Genomic DNA, 17,808 nt, shown 5'->3' with positions numbered 1-17,808 from the left:
TAAAAGATAAACTGTTCGTTGATGAAGGTGGGCTTATAGCAATAGCACTAATTATCGGTATTTCGCATAAATGGCATCTAGAGTACCATTTTCTGTCAGCTCGTTAATTATCACATTAACTGAGTCTCTTAACTTTTCATCCTTAAAGGCCATATGCGAATAAACATCTGGCCACAGCTCATGTATAGTGAAGTTTTCAGCGGTTATGTTCATGTCATTTTTATAGCGACTATTCGCTATATCATGTAAAAAAATATGAAGATCACCGATACGAATATCCTTCTGTCCGGTAACCATTAAATAAGTACTATCTTTAGGTTGGGAATGCTCACTGTACTTTGGGTTAGCCAGTGCCATTTTTTTAAATTCTTCGCCAAGTAAGTCTTTGGCGCCTTGATAGGCGGTAATAGAGAAGCCTTGTAGGTCGGCAATCTTATTGATGCTCAGTTTTGCCGACTTATTTGATACCGCGACGTCAGTATATTGATACAAAGGCAGTGATAAAAAGCCATCAACTTGCGAGTCAGCAAATATATTACACGCCACATCAATTATTTTGCCAGAATTAATTTCATGTAACAATCGATGGTTACTCATATAGATAAAATTCACATTATATTCTGACAGCTGCTTAAATATAGCTTTAGTTATCTCAAGAAAAAATCCTTTCTCATCTTTTTCAACAAAAAAAGGCGGAAAATTGCCAACCCCCACTGTTAATTGTTGTTTTGCCATCAACAAGTTTGGGGATAACAACAATAATAAAAGCAGAAAATGAGATAATATTTTAACCATAAAGACAAGAGCACCAAGAATACATAACAATGAGTATAAACCAAGTGATGAACAACACTAGTACTTAACTGCAACTCTGGGTAAGCAAAGTGACTAAAAAAATTATTTTTGCCGATATCAGTGTTACTTTGTTGCAAAGATTTTACTGAAGTTGCTCTACGGTTTCTTTTTCAGCAAGATCAACTTGCTCTATTTTTTCAAAGCGCGTTGATATTTTATCTGCCGAAGTATGTATTTGCTTCACATCGCTAGCCGCTTGGTCAATATGCTTGGCAAGGTTAGCAAAACGACCTTTAAAACGATTAAAGTCTTGGGCTAAGTCAGATAAATGCGCCTGAATAATATGTATTTGCTGACGAGTCGCTTCATCTTTAAGTACCGAGCGCGCGGTGGTTAGTATCGCCATTAATGTTGTCGGTGATGCCAGCCAAACTCGTTTCTTATTAGCATATTCAACGAGGTCACTTTGATGTCCGTGAATTTCAGCAAAAATAGCTTCTGCTGGAATAAACATAATGGCACCATCAGCCGTTTCTTTATCAATCAGATACTTATTACTAATATCATTAATATGCTTTTTTATATCTACTTTAAACTGACGCATAGCCGATTTACGTTCAGACTCGGGGGCTTCAAAGTCCATCATTTTACGATAATTTTCTAGTGGGAATTTAGAGTCAACCACAACATTACCGGTAGGTTTAGGTAAAAAGAGGATGCAATCGGCTATTTTACCGTTTGACAAAGTATGCTGCAGCTTAAAACTTTGCTCTGGTAGCACGTTTCTGATCAAGCTATTTAATTGCACCTCACCAAAGGCGCCACGCGAGCGTTTATCATTAAGCACGGCTTGTAAGCTCACCACATTAGTAGATAGCTCGGTAATTTTCTTCTGGGCATCATCAATAAGTGCTAAGCGCTGTAAAATATCACTAAAGGTTTTAGTGGTTTTCTCAAACCCCTCAGCAAGGCGCTTTTCAACTTGGCCACTAATCTCTTGCAAACGTTTATCGGTCGCTTGAGTTAAGCCATCAATGCGCTTACTCATTTGGTCACTGCTTTGCGCCAATGTTTTCGCCAATTCTTCTCTGTTGCTATGGGCCGTGGCATTTAAGTGGGTAATAAGTTGATCGAGAGACTGATTTTGATTTTGATTTAATTGTGATTGAAGCTCATTGAATTGACGTAAAAGCTTAATACGTAAATCAGCCATTTGTTGCTCAAAGCTATTGGCTAACTGCAATTGCTGCTTTTCTTGTAATTGGTTAAGCTGCTGTAAAAATTGCGTCTCAGTTTGTTTGGCTAACTGACTAACCAATTCAAAAGTGTGCGCTTGCATACGTTTTTCTTGCTTTGATAAGCGAATTAGCACCAGTATTAATAGCAAAGTCAAAACAATAAAGGCCAGTACTGGCAACCAAGTCGATAACAATTGCTGTTGCTCTAGGGTAAAAATCATTAGTTTTCAATCTCAAAAAAGTACTCAAGGCACGACACTGTAAATATTACCAGTACCGTGATGAATAGCAAGAGCAAAGGCAAGATAAAAAAGACTTGTGTGGGTGCCCGTTTATTTCTAGATTTTGTCCAGAGTGCTTAAGCTATTTCAATTCAAGGCGCTGTGATGAGATAATGGTTATTCAGGAGAATATGCTCCTGCATTCTCTAATAAGCTACATCCGTGTAGCGTCATTCTAAGTTACAGCAACGATGAAGTGATATGGCTCAAGCGCTTCTTCGATGGGGTTAAAATAACTTTATACTGCGGTAAATAATCAAAGCATAGACTGACTATGCTGAAATTATTCTCCTTGCCTAAAGTCATTTTAAATCCCACTGAAATCCTGCACTTTGAATGGTAACGGGTATAATGCTAAGGGGCGGATTATGTGCTGCTCTGCTGCTCTGCTGCTCTATATTTTGTTGTCCACTCGAAATAGTGTAACCAATAACTCTGTGCCCATTGGTTGCTCAATTATCTAATTTGATAATTGAGCTTCTTAATCTGCGGCATAGAGTTTCTTAAAATTTTCGAGATTCCAGCCAATCATTACTTCATTACCAATTTTAAGGGCTGGTACAGAGCGAGCTCCTATAGCGTCAAGCTCTTTTCTACCGCGCTGCATTTTCGCATTTGTTAATCTGTATTTAATGCCATTGTCATCCAAGTATTTTTGAGCTTCACGGCAATGGGGGCATTTATCTGAAATATATAAAACAACGCGTTTCATCACTAACCTTTACAGAACTGTTAAAGACTAACTATTTTACTGAACTCTCAATAAAAAACAAAGATGAATTAACTAAACTTTCGATTCTATACAAAGAAAATTAAGCTGCTCGAGTAAACCAATGGGGTCAAAGCATTTGAAGTAGTCGTTTTGGCTTTGATTTAATAGTTTCAGGTTAGAGCTGCAAACGGCAGCAATGTTGTCTTACACCGTTTTAGTGGACACACTATAATTGTTGTAGAAATACAACAGGAGGTGTTTCATGGCAAAAGCCAAAAGTTATCAAAGCTATCCTGCTGAGTTTAAAGGTATTACTTTACTCAAAGCTTCTGAGGACGGTGTTACTGCTAATAGTGTTTGCGAAGTAATAGGGATTAGTTTTAGGACACTAAGTCGTTGGCGTGATGAGTTTCGCTTGAAAGGTGATGATGTTTTGAAAGGAAATAAACAAAACAGTAATCCTGAATTAATGAAGTTGAAACAAGAGTTGGCTAAAGTAAAAAATGAGCGTAATTTTTTAAAAGATGCTGTGGTGTTCTTCGCCAAGGAGTCCGGTTAAAATTTCGTTGGATTAAGCGACACCGCAACTGATCTTGTCCCATAAAAATGGACATTATATGGTGAATAATAGCGACAAAAATGTGAAGTAAATTGGAATTGGACTAACTGTATTTTGTCCATTTATCTAATCAACAAAGTGGACTTGTCGAACCACGAGAAGCCCACTAAGAGTATTTTAACCTATTTAGTCGTTGCTACTTTGTTTTAACAGTTTAATTTGTTGATCTTTCATGTACATTGGATGATATGGCCCAACAGGCATACTACCAATAAACCGTCCATTTGCTTGTTTAGCATAAGTCGTATAATCAGCTGCTGCGGTATTGATTGCTGTTGCTATTGCGCTAACGAGTAAACCCGCTATTCCTCCGCCACCATTTACAGATAAATCAACAACAACAGTTCCATTATATTGCCATAAAATCTCAGAGGTTTTGGTTGATTTGATCTCTGCATCGATAGAAACCGTTAACGTTGAGGCTAAGACAGTATATGAAGTATCCCAATTAACAATTTTTGTAAATAGTACTGCATCCGCGCCAAAGTATTCATGAAACTTATTTAGCGGTACATCATAAACTAGCTCACTATCATAAATGCCTTGTTGTCTTAATACATCAGCAGTAAGTTGATAAGGAAAGGTATAATAACCATGTAAAGCAATAGGCATTTCAACTGTCGTGGAATAATAATCTTTTGCTTCGGCATCAGTACTTAGGTTTATTGGTGGCATAACTAACAATGAGCGAGGCTTTTCTTGGTACATTTTAGGGAATTCTTCCCCCTTTGTTACGTAAGTTGGAGTTACGCAGCCACTAAGAAATAGTATCGATAGGGTTAGCAGTGAAGTTTTTATTTTTTCAATAAAATTCATTTTGATTATCCCTTCACTTTTGCTTTTTTAATTAAATTTTCCATAAATCTTGTTGATTCAGGGTAAATGCTTTTTTCTTGTTCAAAAAATTCAATCGCCTTTGGGTAATTATTTGATTTTAATTGAATATAACCTAAGTTTGCATAAATTCCCGGTGGAACTCTTACCGCTTTAGCATTTGATTTTTTGATAATGTTTTCTAATGAGCTCTGCCATTGCGAATCAGCTTCATGGCCACTTTCTTTTTTCAGGGTATAAAAACTTTCAGAGTAATTTTCATACATATACATTGGAGGTGTGGATTTACAGCCACTAAGAATTACGGTAAATAACAGAAGTGTTAATACTAATTTCATGTTGTTCCTATGATGATTTTAATTATTGTTATTGGTGTTTTTATTGGGGAATATTTATTTCTTTTTCATGATCATCGCCGAGTAATACGTCACGCTGAACAACTACCTGACCTTGTTTGGTAACTATAATGGTATGCTTACCTGGTGTTACCTTATATTGTTGTTTAGGGCCTGCTTTGGTTACCAAAAATGCAGGAGCGCCATCAATAGAAACTTCAGCGCCGGTAATATTTCCTGAGAAATAAAGATAAGATACTGGTTCTGTAGTCATTTGACCTGAACTATAAGTGTTGTAACTACTACAAGCTGATGTCATAGCCAGTAGTGAAAATATAAATAATGTCCGAATAATATTCATTTTAATGTCCTTATATTGTTATTTAATAATTTCTTGAATAAACAAATCTTTATAATCATTTTTTTTGATATAAGTGTCCAAGTTTCCCTCTATTATTTGGCTAAATGAAACTTCTGATTCTGGTGTTTCGCCATATGAACTTATCACTTTAACTTTAGCAATCGTTTTACCGGGTAAGGTGATAAACATACCTGTTTGAGGATTCTTAACTTTTTTACCCGCCTTGACTACTTCAAAAATCGCCCCTTGTTTAATATTCTGAGACTTACCACCAGAAATTATCAAATTGCCTTCATCATAAGAAAGAACATAAGAACGCCATGCTTTACCTAACATATTTTCAACAATATTTGAGGCTAAATCTGTAATAGCAACATCTATTACTTTGTCATTTAACGAACTATCGTAAGCCGCTTTGTCACCCACACCTAGTACAGTACCTGCTTCAGAATAAGCTATGCCTTTACCTTTTTCTGAGTAGATAATTTGACCTGTAGAGACATCAATAATACGAATATTTACAGTGGCATTGGCTTCTTGACGTTTAACACGTGAGAAAATGCCTACATCGCTAACTTCTTTACGTCCAAACTCCGTAATTGAACCAACAATTATAAAATCAGCTGCGTTATTTAGTGCAGAACTGCCTGACATAGAGAGTTCTTTTTCAATTTTGCTTAAGTCAGCACGCTCAAGCATGATGAACTTACCCGTTTCAAATAATTTTGATGAAAGAATATCCATAGCTTGTTTACCAATACGGTTATTATCGTTATCAATAAAAAAGCTTTGTCCGTAGGTTGTTTCGTTGGTGAAACGACCAATAGCAACTTTTCTTTTTAGATATTTAGTTTGATCGGCACTGGCTGAGATTGTTTTACTTATAGCGGGTGATTTAACTGGTGTGTTGTGAATTTCTTTTTTTTCAACCGTTGCGCAGCCGGTGAATATTAGACTAACTGACATAGCTAGCATTAGTGTTTTATAATTCATCTTATTCCTTGATAACATTAACAATTAAAAAAATATTAACATAAAAAAATAAAAGTTCCCATTTTTCTGAGTGATTTTATCTACAACTTTAAACCATTCATTCAACAGTAACTTTTTTATATTTCTATTTATTTAAGCAAACGCTGTATGCAATAGATATTTAACTCCGTAGTTATAATATATTGTTGCTCTAATGTATAAGCTTGTGCTGAGCCCTTTAGTGGTAAGTAAAAAATAGTTCATTAGAAAAAAGTATGACAAATAACATTTAGTTAATGTCTTCAATGCACACAAACTTGTCAGTACAACAAGCGCACAGTTATACGTTTACCATTTAAAACACTAACTAAGCCACTGCAATTAATACTGCCCAATTTCTTTGTTCAGCCATGCAGTAATTAAATACGATGAAATAGAATCACCACTACTCATTTTATATTGCGGCTCATTTGATTCTTCTGACTCTTCTACCTTAGAATTATTCACCACAAAATCAGCTAACTGCTCGCGTGTGAACCACTGTGCATCGTCTAAATCATCTTGGCTGATATCAATTTTTTCTGATGTGGCAACAGCAGTAAAACCTAACATGATTGAGGCGGGAAATGGCCAAGGCTGTGAGGTAATATATTGCGGAGTTTCAGCGATAATGGCGGTTTCTTCCATCACCTCTCTGACCACCGCTTGCTCTAGTGTTTCACCAGGATCTACAAAGCCCGCTAAGGTGGAATACATGCCCTTAGCCCAGCTGGCCTGCCGACCTAATAAACAGCGGGCAATACCATCGTCAAACATTTTCTCGACCAACATGATGACCGCAGGATCGGTTCGTGGGAAGCTCATATTGCGACAATCAGAGCAGCGTCTCGCATGTCCGGCTTCAACAGAACGATTAGCATGACCACATTGACCGCAAAATTGATGACTTATATGCCAATGCACCAAACCTTTAGCAAGCGCTAATATTGACGCATCAATGGCGGATAAAGTAGCGGTGACTTTTCTAAGCCCTAACCATTGGCCGACTTCAGTTAACTCTTGCTGAGTAGAGAAGCGTAATTTATTAAAATCGACGGCAAAAACAGAGCGACTTTCTTTATCTAATGTACCCTTACCTAATGCTCCTTTACCTAAGTAAATGCAACTATCAACAGTTAAAGTGGGCAGCTGTGTCCTGCTCAAGTAAATAGGCATATGTACCGCCCTTTTTTCGAACAAACTCATACCATCATTGATTAGGCAAAATAGCGTCTTATCCTGAGTAAACTCAGCACTTAACCAGCGTTTATTCTTTCGTTGGTTAGTACCTCTATCTAAGGGCATATTACCGTAGGCTAATGACATGATTTACTTTCATCCATAAGTGCTTGTGCCCATTGAGATGACCAATTACCCAAAGGAGATATTATGTCAAATAAGTCAACACCTTGGGGTGATAATTGATAACCAGCTTGTTGGCTTTCAATAAGCTGCAGTGTCTTGAGTTCTTTTAGTCGAGTATTTAACAAGGTAGGAGAGATTTTCTCACAGCGCTGTTGCAACTCTCTAAAGGTTGCTGGACCACTATGCAGATGCCAAATAATACCTAACGCCCATGTTCGACCAAGTAAATCGAGTAAAGCCATAATAGGCTTACCGGTTTTAGAACCGCGTACTTGGCCACCTGGAAGGGGTATGGTCATGGTCATTTCTACATTAATGAAAACACCATGCTACATTATTTGTAGCATGGTTACTATACTCAAACTACATGAAGATGAAGCCTTAATTAGCTTGGGTACATAGCAGGTATTTCATGGGCAATACTTAGCCTTAACTAATACCTAGTCTATCCGTTACTTGAAATGTTTTGTTTTTAATGAGGTCCGCATGATGAATAGGTAAATAAATATTGAACTGACTACCCTCTCCAACCTTTGAGCTAACATCAATACGACCCTGGTGATCTTCAATAATTAATCGTACGATATGAAGCCCTAAACCGGTGCCTTTGCCTACAGGCTTAGTGGTAAAAAAGGGATCAAAAATACTTTTCAGGTGCTCTTGGGGAATACCAGAGCCATCGTCTGCAAAACAAACATTAATTTCTTGTTTAACAACACGTGACGAAATACAAATACTGCCTTGAGTTTCAATAGCGTGAGAAGCATTTACAAGCATATTAATAAACACTTGCAATAATTTTTGTGGAAAGCCCATAACACTGGCGTTAGCTTCTAGCCGTTTGGTTATTTCTACTTTGTATTTAAGTTCATTCGCGACTAAGGTCAGACTTTTTTCTATTAATTCATCAATGGGGATTGCTTCAGGCAGTTTATCGTCAATATGGGCATAATTCCCTAAGTCTTTAATTATTTTACTTACTCTTGCCGCGCCTTCTAAAGAGGATGCGATTAAGGGTTCAATATCATCGAGAATAAAACTTAAATCTTCCTTTTTGAAAAAAACTTCGGCCGCATTTTTGTTGTCCGGATTTTTTGTTAATTCGATATACGTTATTAATGGATTAAAGTAGTCATTAAGTACATCCAAGTTACTGCGAATATAACCTACTGGATTATTAATTTCATGGGCTATACCTGCAGATAATTGCCCTATGGAAGCAAGCTTCTCTGCATTTATTAACTGTTCATTTAATGAAGACAATGCTTTTTGGCTCTGTTTCCTTTCGTTAATATCATTCAGCGTAATTAAATAATTAACCCCTCCCATAATAACAATTTTCCGGCCAGAGAATTCAATGTGTGGGTGTTCAAATCGAGGAGCGAGTAAAGATTCCTCCATGTTTCTTAACACTATTTCACTATCAAACTGACCATCTAATGTTGCTAACGCAGGGACAAAATTTGACACTGGCTTATCAATAATATCATTTTTGTTACTTAGCAATAATTTTTCAGTTTCTATATTGCACTCTTTTATCAGACCTTTATCATCAACCAGCAGTACCGAACAAGGTATGGTATCCATAATAATATTGGCTTTATCATTTGCCTTAATAACGTTAAGCCTATCTAACTCAGCTCGTTTTTTTGCCATGGTGATATGTTGAGTAAAGTGCTGAATAGCTTTTGATAAGGTTATGACTTCAGTAGGAGCTCGGGTTTGTCTAAACTCAACAATCACATCTTCAGATGCAGCCTGTTGAGCTAAAGCAGTAATATTTTCGATGGGTTTTACTATATATTTACTAAAACTACTTACCGTAAATACGATAACGAATAAATATAAAGAAACCACTAATAAGGACAGCTTGATAAAGTTGCCCGAGGCTCTCTTAGTCAGCTTACTTAAGGCGTTATTATCCGTCAAAACCTGTGTTGATAATAGTTCTAAGTTACTAACATAACGCGTAGTTATTTGGTCAGATTCAGCAACCCTAGCTTGCCAAAACTTATTATCTTCTCTTGAAATATTGACAAAGAAATTGACGATATCATCATTTAGTTCAATGCTAGTAATCAAAGCCTGCACTAAATTTTTATCATTTTTGTTAGAGCTTTTTATTTTAACCAAGAGCAGTGTTTTCTTAAGCTGTTCCGATTGAACTTTTATACCTTTTGCTAAATACGTTTGTCGACCAGAAAACAGTAAGTCTTGTGTGGTTAACCAAAGTTGCGACATAGTAAATACATGTTCAATGGTTTGTACCAACAAACGTGACTCGTAATGTGCCCGAGATATTTGCTCCACCTTTTGATATTGATGCCAAAGGCTTGCAAAAATAACTACACCAGAGAGCAGTGTCGATATTGCTAATAGCTGATTATAATTAGAGATTTTCATAATTAATTTGCCATTGTTTAGTTATATAGCCACGATACTTCAAAATGCGGGTTTCTAATTCCAGCTGAGTCCTGCACTTTGATTGGTAACGGATATATAAATAAAACCGTTACTACAACTATAGCTTTTCCAAGTCCTCTCCCCATAACATTTCGGTCAGTAACAGGGTTTTCAAAGCACACATTAAAACAACATTGGCTAACTCAGCAGCGCCTTGCGCATTATTTAATACGCTTTTCTTTGCCGTAATACCATCAGCACTTAATAGTGCTTTCAATTCTCGATAGTTTTTGCCAATAAATATGGCTTTAAAATCGCTTTTTTGGGCAATTTTCTTTTTAGGACTTCTACAGCGTTGAAAAACAAAGTTACTTATTCTTAAGTCTTTATCAATTGCCCACACTATTTCTACCAAGCCCCAATCACTTTGCTCTGATCTTACATGGACATAACCTAGGGGTTGCTTACCCAACATAGCGATATATAGGGTATGTCGTCCGAGTTCACTAAAGTGTAAGTCATTACTAGGCAGTGCAACTTGTACTTGAGAGCGAATGTTATCATCAACGGTTTTAACGATAGATAGTTGATTAGTTTTTTGCGGATAAAGCTGTGCTATTTGCGCAACCGGGTCACGTAAGGAGCAATAAGCGATGGCGTTAACCTTTCCAGGTAGTAATAGCAGTACGAGTAAAGTCAGTGCTAATACCATATGAAGTTTGTTCATAATTAGTACCTATACCTTATTTGCGCTCTAGCCAATTGTTGTTTTTTACCGCTTGCTGGGCTATTAATTTGCAGCCCCCCGGACATGCTAAACTCTAACTGAGTATTAAATTGATAACTAAAGCCAATATTGATTAGTTTATTTGCACTTGCTTGAAATTCCTTATCCCTAATGATGAACTGGCCATATAATTTTAGTTGCTCATTAACGGCGGATTTATTTAGCTCAACTAAATTGTACTTTTCGTTTTGCCATCCCTGTGGTTGTTTATTATCTTTACCTAATGCTAACTCACCTAAGAGTCCCCATGTACCCCAGTAATACTGCCAATCGAGTGCCAACCTTTGTCTTGATACATTATCAATCTTGCCATCAAAAATGGATAAACCAAGCACAAAGTCAAGATGACTTAATGAACCTATTCGCCCGGTGACCGCATAAGAGCCGTCAACTGATTTTGCCTTGTCTTTACCACCGAGGGTGTAACTCACGTTATATTCTATTTGTCTTATTACTTTGTTGAGGCTAAGCCCCCAATCGAGCTTTGTGCCCAAGTTTTTACCATGATAGTAATCAAGTAAGCGACCATTGGTATCAATACTCTCTTCCAAGCCGAAAGGTAAAGTAAAGTGACCGACTCGAACATTAGGCAACCAGTTGGGACCCGCAGTAAAATTGAGGTGCGCCTCTCTGATAATAAACTCACTATCATCTTTAGAAGTAAATAAAAAAGGTACAGGTATATGGTTAGATAATTTAGTCCAGTAAACCTGCGCTACGCCATAACCAATATCACCATTGGCGTACGTAAAGACTTTATGGGTATCTAAACCTAAAGCATAAATTCGACTAGTATTATCTAAAGCTTGGTTATGGTTCAAGCGTGCACTGCCATCTATACTCCATCTGAGGTTTTGGGTAAAAGTGGCATAACAATGCACTGACCAAGTTAGCAATACAAACGTTAAAAACAATCCTACAAAAATAGATGACAAAGGTTTCATAGCTCCCCCTACTAGCACATAAAGATTTATAAGTTATCGAATAAAAAGCAACCAATATAAATTAGGGTTTACAAACTTACCGCCAACCTATTAAGGACAACATTTCCGCTAGCTATTGAAGCCGCTAAGGAGTACTCGGCATTGATAATTAAATCATCAGTAAAGGTGTCTTCTAAGTTAGCAATACCTAAATTAGGCGGTGAAAGATTTGGACTTTTTTGAACTAACCAGATGATACGCTTAGCAAGTAAAACTGCATCTTCGGCACAGGTTTCAATCAGTAAAATAGCAAAGGTCTTCTCACCCCACTTTATCAAGGGATCAGATGCCCTACGTTTTAATAGCTTTATCACTTCTAAGTCCCTACTTTTAGCTCCTTGTTTGTCATTTATTGATTCAATTTTTACTAACAGTAAACTTAAAGGGTGTTGATAACGTTTTGCTCTGGCTATTTCATAATTTAACCAACTTTCTACAAAGTAATTTTTAGATAAAACACCATCGCTTTCCGCATAGGAGACTGGACCCATTGCTCCTTGTTTAAATAGGCCTCTTTCGATACGAATGAGTAAGGTTTTTATATCAAAGGGCTTTATGATGTAATCATCTGCGCCCGAGAGTAAACCAGCACTTTCTTCGGTTATTTCGCAGGTCAGCATAATGATCATGGTAGAGGCAAATTTACTATCACTTCTTAAAATTTGGCAAGCTTTTAATCCATCCATAACCGGCATGCGAATATCCATAAGAATTAAATCGGGAGGAAAGTTGTTAGCGATGGCTATAGCTTCTTTACCGTTACCGGCCTCGCTAATTGATACTCGTTTGCAGCCTTTATTAAACTGGCGATGGATACCTCTTTTAAGCGTTTGTCTAACGCCTTCTTCATCATCAACGATGAGGATACTCTTTTCTCTTAACATATGATCTCCTTACCCTGGAAATATAAAAGTAAATAATAAATAGACACTGACTCTATAGATCTAAAATTGGGTTAATGCTGAGTAATAGCTAGGTTGCAATTGGTATACCAAAGTAAAACTCATCAGTTTATTTTTATATATCACTTTATTTATCTGCCTCTTAGCAGAATTATGTTTTTATTTGAGTAGATAGTTGTTGGCAGTAGTTGCTCAAATTGCAACTGTTTTGCAAAATGCAATGCAGGGGGAATAATAGGCGGCAATAATGATGTTGAGATAAATTCAGCAGCTATTTATCAAACTGTTTTTATTCGAAGTAGCATAAAAAAGCCAGTTATAAACTGGCTTTTAAAATATATACCCAAGCTGGTTCGCTAAATACGCACCCCTTCAATATGCAAAGCCATTTCTACATGAGTAGATGCTGGACCTAAATTATAAGTAATACCGTAATCGCTAAGTTTTAAACTTACTGTACCTGAAAATCCGGCACGGTAACCGCCCCAAGGATCTTGCCCTGCACCAATTTTAACGATAGGGAAGGAAATGGTATTAGTCACACCTTTTAAGGTAAATTCTCCGGTTACCACAGCCTTTTCTTTATCACTAAATTTAATGCTTTGGCTGATGAATGTTGCTTTTGGAAAGCGGCTAACATCTAAAAAATCTTTACCTTTAAGATGCTTATCACGTTCTGCATGATTCGAATCTAAACTGCGGGTATCAATTTCTATATTAATTTTTGCCTTGTTAGGTGCTTGCTCATCATAGGTAAAGTCACCGTCAAAGGTATTAAAACGCCCTAATAGCCAGCTATAACCAAGATGTTTTATTTTAAACTGGACAAAAGCATGGGCGCCTTTTACGTCTACTTTATAATTTGCCGCTTGCGCTGTACTAGCAGCTAAGCTGACAAATAGTGAGCTAGCCAATAAAGTGGTGGTAATTAGGGTTGTTAATAGTGTCTTTTTCATGTGATATTCCTTGTCTTTTTACTAATATAAAGTTAATTAATAGTAAGTTTTTTGATTGAGTTAATTGGATTATTTAACGTTTAGTTATTGATTTAGTTGTGCTGTTATTACTGCCAGATACTTTTAGCATCCGCACTAAGGTATTATTTTTATTGATAAAGTGATGTTTAAAGGCCGCCAGGCCATGACCGACACTAAATATAATTAATGTCCAAGCAAGTATTTCATGAATATTGCCGGCGATATCTTCTTGGTTAGTAAAACTAATCGGCATTGCCGGCACTGAAAACAGACCAAAAACATCAATTGCTCGGCCATCGGCGGTCGAAATCAAATAACCCGCTATCATCAAAAACGCCATCAGGGCATAAAGTGCAAGGTGAGCATAATGTGCTGCATTGACTGCTAACTTACTGACAGATTGATCTGCATTTTTTGGTGTGACATTTACCATTCGCCAAAAAACTCTCAGCATAAAAATAATGAACAAAGTCATACCAATACTCTTATGTAAATCGAGTGAGCCTTTGTACCAAGCATCATAATAAGTCAGCTCTACCATGTATAAGCCTAGGCCAAATAGGGAAAATATAATTAGCGCCATCACCCAATGCAGAGCAATGGCAACTAGGCCATAACTATTTTCGGTGTTCTTTATTATGCTCGTACTCATACTATTTTCTCTTTCGCTTTTTATTTATCTATTTTAGTTAGTTAGCTCGCTATGGCCAACCCTGTTAACTTTAACTACCAAAGTCACCATCAACGTTAACGCTACTATATCGAACTAAAGCCTATTAAAAAATACCAATAAATGCGAAACTGTTGTGCAAATATGCACAACTCATAATAGTAACTGCACCCTAAATGGAGAGCGCTGTCTTGAAAGATATTTCGTGGGATGATTATAAAATAGCTTACCAGGTCGCTATTGATGGCAGTTTAAGCCAAGCGGGCATATCCCTTAGAATAAATCATGCCACGGTATTAAGGCGCATAAATCAATTAGAGCAAGCACTGGAAGTAAAACTATTTATTCGCCACCAGCGTGGCTATAAACTTACCGATGCTGGTTACTTGTTAATGGATGAAATGCCGGAAATGTTGGCCAAGTTTTCCAGCTTAGAAAATAAATTGCAAAATGTCGAAGGGGATATTAGTGGCGAACTTAGGATCACAACGGTGAGTTCATTCTCTCCGGTTATAACGCCAGCATTAAAAGCATTTAGAGAGCAATACCCTAAGATTCGCCTTAAACTTATTTCTACTGATGACATTATCCCGCTAGACTCTGGTGCTGCTCATGTGTCCTTACGAGCAGGCCCTAGCCCTTCGGGTGTTGACCTTGTAGTTAAAGAGCTGAGTCAATTACGGACGGCTTATTATGCGTCACAAAGTTATGTCGATGAATATGGCAAGCCAAACTCAGTAGATGAGTTTAATCAGCACAATTGGGCACTACCGACACCGGAAAAATACCGTATTCCGTTTGTTAGCTACATAGTTGATAAAATAGATAAAAATAGAATAGTGTTTCAAAGTAACCACTTCCCTGATATTCATGATGCAGTCGTTGCCGGTATAGGCATTGGTCCTCTAGGTGAGCACCAAGCGCGTTTGAATCCATCAATAGTAAATATGGACTTAGATATTCCCAATAAAGATGAGAGCATTTGGTTCGTTTATCATAAAGATTTAAAACACAGTGCCCGTATTCAGTGCTTTTATCAGTTTTTAAAAGCCGCACTAGGCAATTAACTGTCGCACTATTTAGTTGGGATTATACGTTAATAAACAGCTTAGTCGCACCAACAAAAAACCAGCCAACAGGCTGGTTATCAACTACTTTTCGCTTCGCTATTTGCTGCACTACTCAGTTAGCTTAGCGTTATATTGTTCACTCTCGGCCATTGGTTTGGCGGTTTTAATAAACTGACTTGCCGTCAACGAAAGTAAAGCAAAAGCCGCTCCGGCATAAAACACCATCGATTTATCATATAGCCAAACTAAACCAAAACTCGCCGGTATAACAACTGCAGCGATATGATTAATGCTAAAGCTAACGCCAGCACTTGAAGCAATATCTTTTGGATCGGCTATTTTTTGGAAATAAGTTTTTAAGGCTATGGCCATAGCAAAAAACAGATGGTCAATGACATAAAGCACTGCGGCAATATTGGCAGATTCAACCAAAGCATAACCAACAAATACGGTAATTAAGCCTAGATATTCAAAGGTTAAGGCTTTTCGTTCTCCAACCCTTGCTATCCAAAGTCCTATTTTAGGCGCTAGAAAGAAATTAATAACATGGTTTATCATATACAAAACTGTGATTTCTTGCACACTATAGCCAAACTTCTCAACCATTAAAAACCCGGCAAAGACGACAAATATTTGTCGGCGCGCCCCCGCTAAAAAAGTCAGTAAGTAATACAAGCTATAACGCTTTCTTAAAATAATCTTTTTGTGTTGTGCATGTTCCATCGGGAATTTAGGCAGTGCAAATGCCAGCCACAAGGTCAGTAGTAGTCCGCTCAGGCCAAAAAACAAATACATCACTTGGTAACTAGTAGAAAAAACACTAAATCCTAACCAGATTAATGCATAACAGGTGAGCGAAGCGGCTGACTTAATCGACATCAACTGACCTAGCTTTGCTGCTGCTTCTTCTTTTTTAAACCACTGTAAACTTAATGAGGTATTGATGGTTTCATAATAATGGAAACCGATAGACATCAATACCGTAGTCGCATAAAGGCCATAAATACTGGGAAATAACCCGGTAATAGCAACACCTATTGATAATACACACAGGGAAATTAAGGCAAAAACTTGTTCAGTAAAAACGAGCAAGACAAACACGGTAGTAAAAGCTAAAAATCCGGGGATCTCGCGCAACGATTGCAATAGTCCTATTTCTGCACCGGTAAAAGCAGCCTGTTCAATAACAAAATTATTGAGCATGGCCATCCAACCAGCAAAGGTTATAGACATAATAATGCTGGCAATGGCTAAAAAAGCAAAAGGACTTTGCCATTTATTACCCGGCCCAGCTAAAGTTGACGTTAATTTTTCTGTGTTTTTTTGTGCTATTGATGATTTTTCCATACTGATCCCTTGTCTTAAACAGCGACTCTAAGCTACTGGCTATTGGTAATTAAAACTAGGTAAGCAGTACCAAATAATGATAGTTCTCTTATGAAGTTCAACTTGTGCCGCTAGAGAGGTCATTATATGATGATTTCAACATGACCAATAGCGACAATTATGACAGTTAGTTTATCAATTCAGACAAAATCAACTTGGCATAAACAAAGCCCTAGCCGACTTTACCCAAGCTTACCCCGAGCGGTATTACCTACCTCTGCAGAATTTGAGCCCATGACTCAAATTGTTAGCCATTCTCATCCTTGGTCACAGCTATCTTATTCTTGTGTGGGCGTTATGCACATTGAAACCGATGCGGGTATTTTTGTTATTCCCCCCGAGCAAGCTCTTTGGTTACCCCCAGGTATGGCGCATCAGCATTTTTGTAAAAACAAGGTCAGCTATCGTAGCTTATATATCGATCCAGTACTGAGTGAGGTGCTCGGTAATAAAGTACGGCCGTTAACGATTGACCCCTTATTAAAAGCATTGATATTGGAAATATCAAGCTGGCCAGAAGATTATCAAGAAACAGCGCAAACACAGCGTTTTATTTTAGTGTTAATCGACCGCTTAACCATGGCGAAAAGTAACCAGCTCTTTATGCCAACTATTCAAGATAAAAGGCTATTACCTATTATTGAAACTCTGAATCAAGAACCCGCGAATAAATTAACCATAGAGCAATGGGCACTTAAGGTTGGCGCCTCAAGTCGGACACTAAATCGCTTATTTAATAAAAATTACGGCATGGGTTTTAGTCGATGGAAACAAAAATTGCGGATATTAAAGTCATTAGAATTACTTAACAGCAATACGCCACTGGTAGATATTGCCTTTGAACTAGGGTATGAATCAACCTCAGCATTTATTACTGGCTTTAAAAAACAACTTGGTTGCTCACCTAAAAAGTACCTTGCTAAGTAAGCTGAACTCTGGATAAGCAGCACTTTCTCAAGATTGCCCTTTATCCTATTCTCAGCGTTAAAGCGTCGATAAATAACCCGTTATTCATAAACGTTTTGCCTTGATAATCGAATACATTGAAACCTTGATAGAGTATCTAGCTACTTACTCTG

At 37.3% G+C, this 17,808-nt stretch carries 18 protein-coding genes and 1 pseudogene; 3 read left to right on the top strand and 16 right to left on the bottom strand.

The genetic code is table 11. The annotated features are described in order from the left end of the window. Positions 1-51: 51 nt before the first annotated feature. From F580_RS0101345 to F580_RS0101335, 3 genes are all read right to left on the bottom strand, one after another. Positions 52-795, bottom strand: a complete 744-nt coding sequence (locus F580_RS0101345) for a substrate-binding periplasmic protein (RefSeq protein WP_019025900.1) — start codon at positions 793-795, stop codon at positions 52-54. Positions 796-937: 142 nt separating this feature from the next. Further along, entirely contained in the window at positions 938-2,254 is a 1,317-nt protein-coding gene (locus F580_RS0101340) for a DNA recombination protein RmuC (RefSeq protein ID WP_019025899.1), read from the bottom strand. Positions 2,255-2,795: 541 nt separating this feature from the next. After that, a complete protein-coding gene (locus F580_RS0101335; protein WP_019025898.1) occupies positions 2,796-3,026 on the bottom strand; it encodes a glutaredoxin family protein in 231 nt (76 codons plus the stop codon). A 262-nt stretch (positions 3,027-3,288) separates the two neighbouring features. On the opposite strand from F580_RS0101335, the pseudogene F580_RS0101330 reads away from it, so the two are divergent. Further along, positions 3,289-3,614, top strand: a pseudogene (locus tag F580_RS0101330) (transposase); the annotation flags it as partial. 157 nt (positions 3,615-3,771) lie between these two features. On the opposite strand, the gene F580_RS0101325 reads toward F580_RS0101330, so the two are convergent. The 12 genes from F580_RS0101325 to F580_RS0101270 all read right to left on the bottom strand — a co-directional run bounded on the left by F580_RS0101325 (position 3,772) and on the right by F580_RS0101270 (position 14,255). Then, complete coding sequence (locus F580_RS0101325; protein ID WP_026301174.1) at positions 3,772-4,461, bottom strand: DUF799 domain-containing protein; 690 nt, start codon at positions 4,459-4,461, stop codon at positions 3,772-3,774. Positions 4,462-4,466: 5 nt separating this feature from the next. Further along, on the bottom strand, positions 4,467-4,817 hold the full coding sequence (locus F580_RS0101320; RefSeq protein WP_019025895.1) for a DUF4810 domain-containing protein: 351 nt from the start codon (positions 4,815-4,817) through the stop codon (positions 4,467-4,469). A 40-nt stretch (positions 4,818-4,857) separates the two neighbouring features. Beyond that, entirely contained in the window at positions 4,858-5,175 is a 318-nt protein-coding gene (locus F580_RS0101315; RefSeq protein ID WP_019025894.1) for a hypothetical protein, read from the bottom strand. 18 nt (positions 5,176-5,193) lie between these two features. Beyond that, positions 5,194-6,168 carry a CsgG/HfaB family protein gene (locus F580_RS0101310; RefSeq protein WP_019025893.1) on the bottom strand — a complete coding sequence of 325 codons (975 nt, stop codon included), beginning with the start codon at positions 6,166-6,168 and terminating at the stop codon, positions 5,194-5,196. A gap of 360 nt (positions 6,169-6,528) precedes the next feature. Next, positions 6,529-7,512: an NAD(+) diphosphatase gene (nudC, locus tag F580_RS0101305; protein ID WP_019025892.1), complete on the bottom strand. Its 984-nt coding sequence runs from the start codon at positions 7,510-7,512 to the stop codon at positions 6,529-6,531. Continuing rightward, complete coding sequence (locus tag F580_RS0101300; RefSeq protein WP_019025891.1) at positions 7,503-7,850, bottom strand: winged helix-turn-helix transcriptional regulator; 348 nt, start codon at positions 7,848-7,850, stop codon at positions 7,503-7,505. Before F580_RS0101300 ends, nudC begins: the two co-directional genes overlap by 10 nt. 130 nt (positions 7,851-7,980) lie before the next feature. Then, a complete protein-coding gene (locus F580_RS25290) occupies positions 7,981-9,954 on the bottom strand; it encodes a PAS domain-containing sensor histidine kinase (protein WP_019025889.1) in 1,974 nt (657 codons plus the stop codon). A 118-nt stretch (positions 9,955-10,072) separates the two neighbouring features. Continuing rightward, complete coding sequence (locus F580_RS0101290; RefSeq protein WP_019025888.1) at positions 10,073-10,681, bottom strand: hypothetical protein; 609 nt, start codon at positions 10,679-10,681, stop codon at positions 10,073-10,075. A 2-nt stretch (positions 10,682-10,683) separates the two neighbouring features. Continuing rightward, positions 10,684-11,685 (bottom strand): hypothetical protein, encoded by a 1,002-nt coding sequence (locus F580_RS0101285; protein ID WP_019025887.1) that lies wholly within the window; start codon positions 11,683-11,685, stop codon positions 10,684-10,686. Between the two features lie 68 nt (positions 11,686-11,753). Beyond that, on the bottom strand, positions 11,754-12,608 hold the full coding sequence (locus F580_RS0101280; protein WP_019025886.1) for a GGDEF domain-containing response regulator: 855 nt from the start codon (positions 12,606-12,608) through the stop codon (positions 11,754-11,756). A gap of 374 nt (positions 12,609-12,982) precedes the next feature. Next, positions 12,983-13,582 (bottom strand): YceI family protein, encoded by a 600-nt coding sequence (locus F580_RS0101275; RefSeq protein ID WP_019025885.1) that lies wholly within the window; start codon positions 13,580-13,582, stop codon positions 12,983-12,985. A gap of 73 nt (positions 13,583-13,655) precedes the next feature. Next, on the bottom strand, positions 13,656-14,255 hold the full coding sequence (locus tag F580_RS0101270) for a cytochrome b (protein ID WP_019025884.1): 600 nt from the start codon (positions 14,253-14,255) through the stop codon (positions 13,656-13,658). A 209-nt stretch (positions 14,256-14,464) separates the two neighbouring features. Between F580_RS0101270 and F580_RS0101265 the strand changes: the two genes are divergently transcribed. After that, complete coding sequence (locus F580_RS0101265; RefSeq protein WP_026301172.1) at positions 14,465-15,340, top strand: LysR family transcriptional regulator; 876 nt, start codon at positions 14,465-14,467, stop codon at positions 15,338-15,340. A gap of 111 nt (positions 15,341-15,451) precedes the next feature. On the opposite strand, the gene F580_RS0101255 is transcribed toward F580_RS0101265, so the two are convergent. Further along, complete coding sequence (locus F580_RS0101255) at positions 15,452-16,690, bottom strand: MFS transporter (RefSeq protein ID WP_019025881.1); 1,239 nt, start codon at positions 16,688-16,690, stop codon at positions 15,452-15,454. 159 nt (positions 16,691-16,849) lie between these two features. On the opposite strand from F580_RS0101255, the gene F580_RS0101250 reads away from it, so the two are divergent. Further along, entirely contained in the window at positions 16,850-17,656 is an 807-nt protein-coding gene (locus F580_RS0101250) for an AraC family transcriptional regulator (RefSeq protein WP_019025880.1), read from the top strand. Positions 17,657-17,808 lie beyond the last annotated feature (152 nt).

Origin of the sequence: Colwellia piezophila ATCC BAA-637 (assembly GCF_000378625.1) — a bacterium.
Taxonomy (GTDB): Bacteria; Pseudomonadota; Gammaproteobacteria; order Enterobacterales; family Alteromonadaceae; genus Colwellia; species Colwellia piezophila.
The sequence above is the reverse complement of the archived record's forward strand: the minus strand, read 5'-3'. Positions and strand labels throughout refer to the sequence as shown.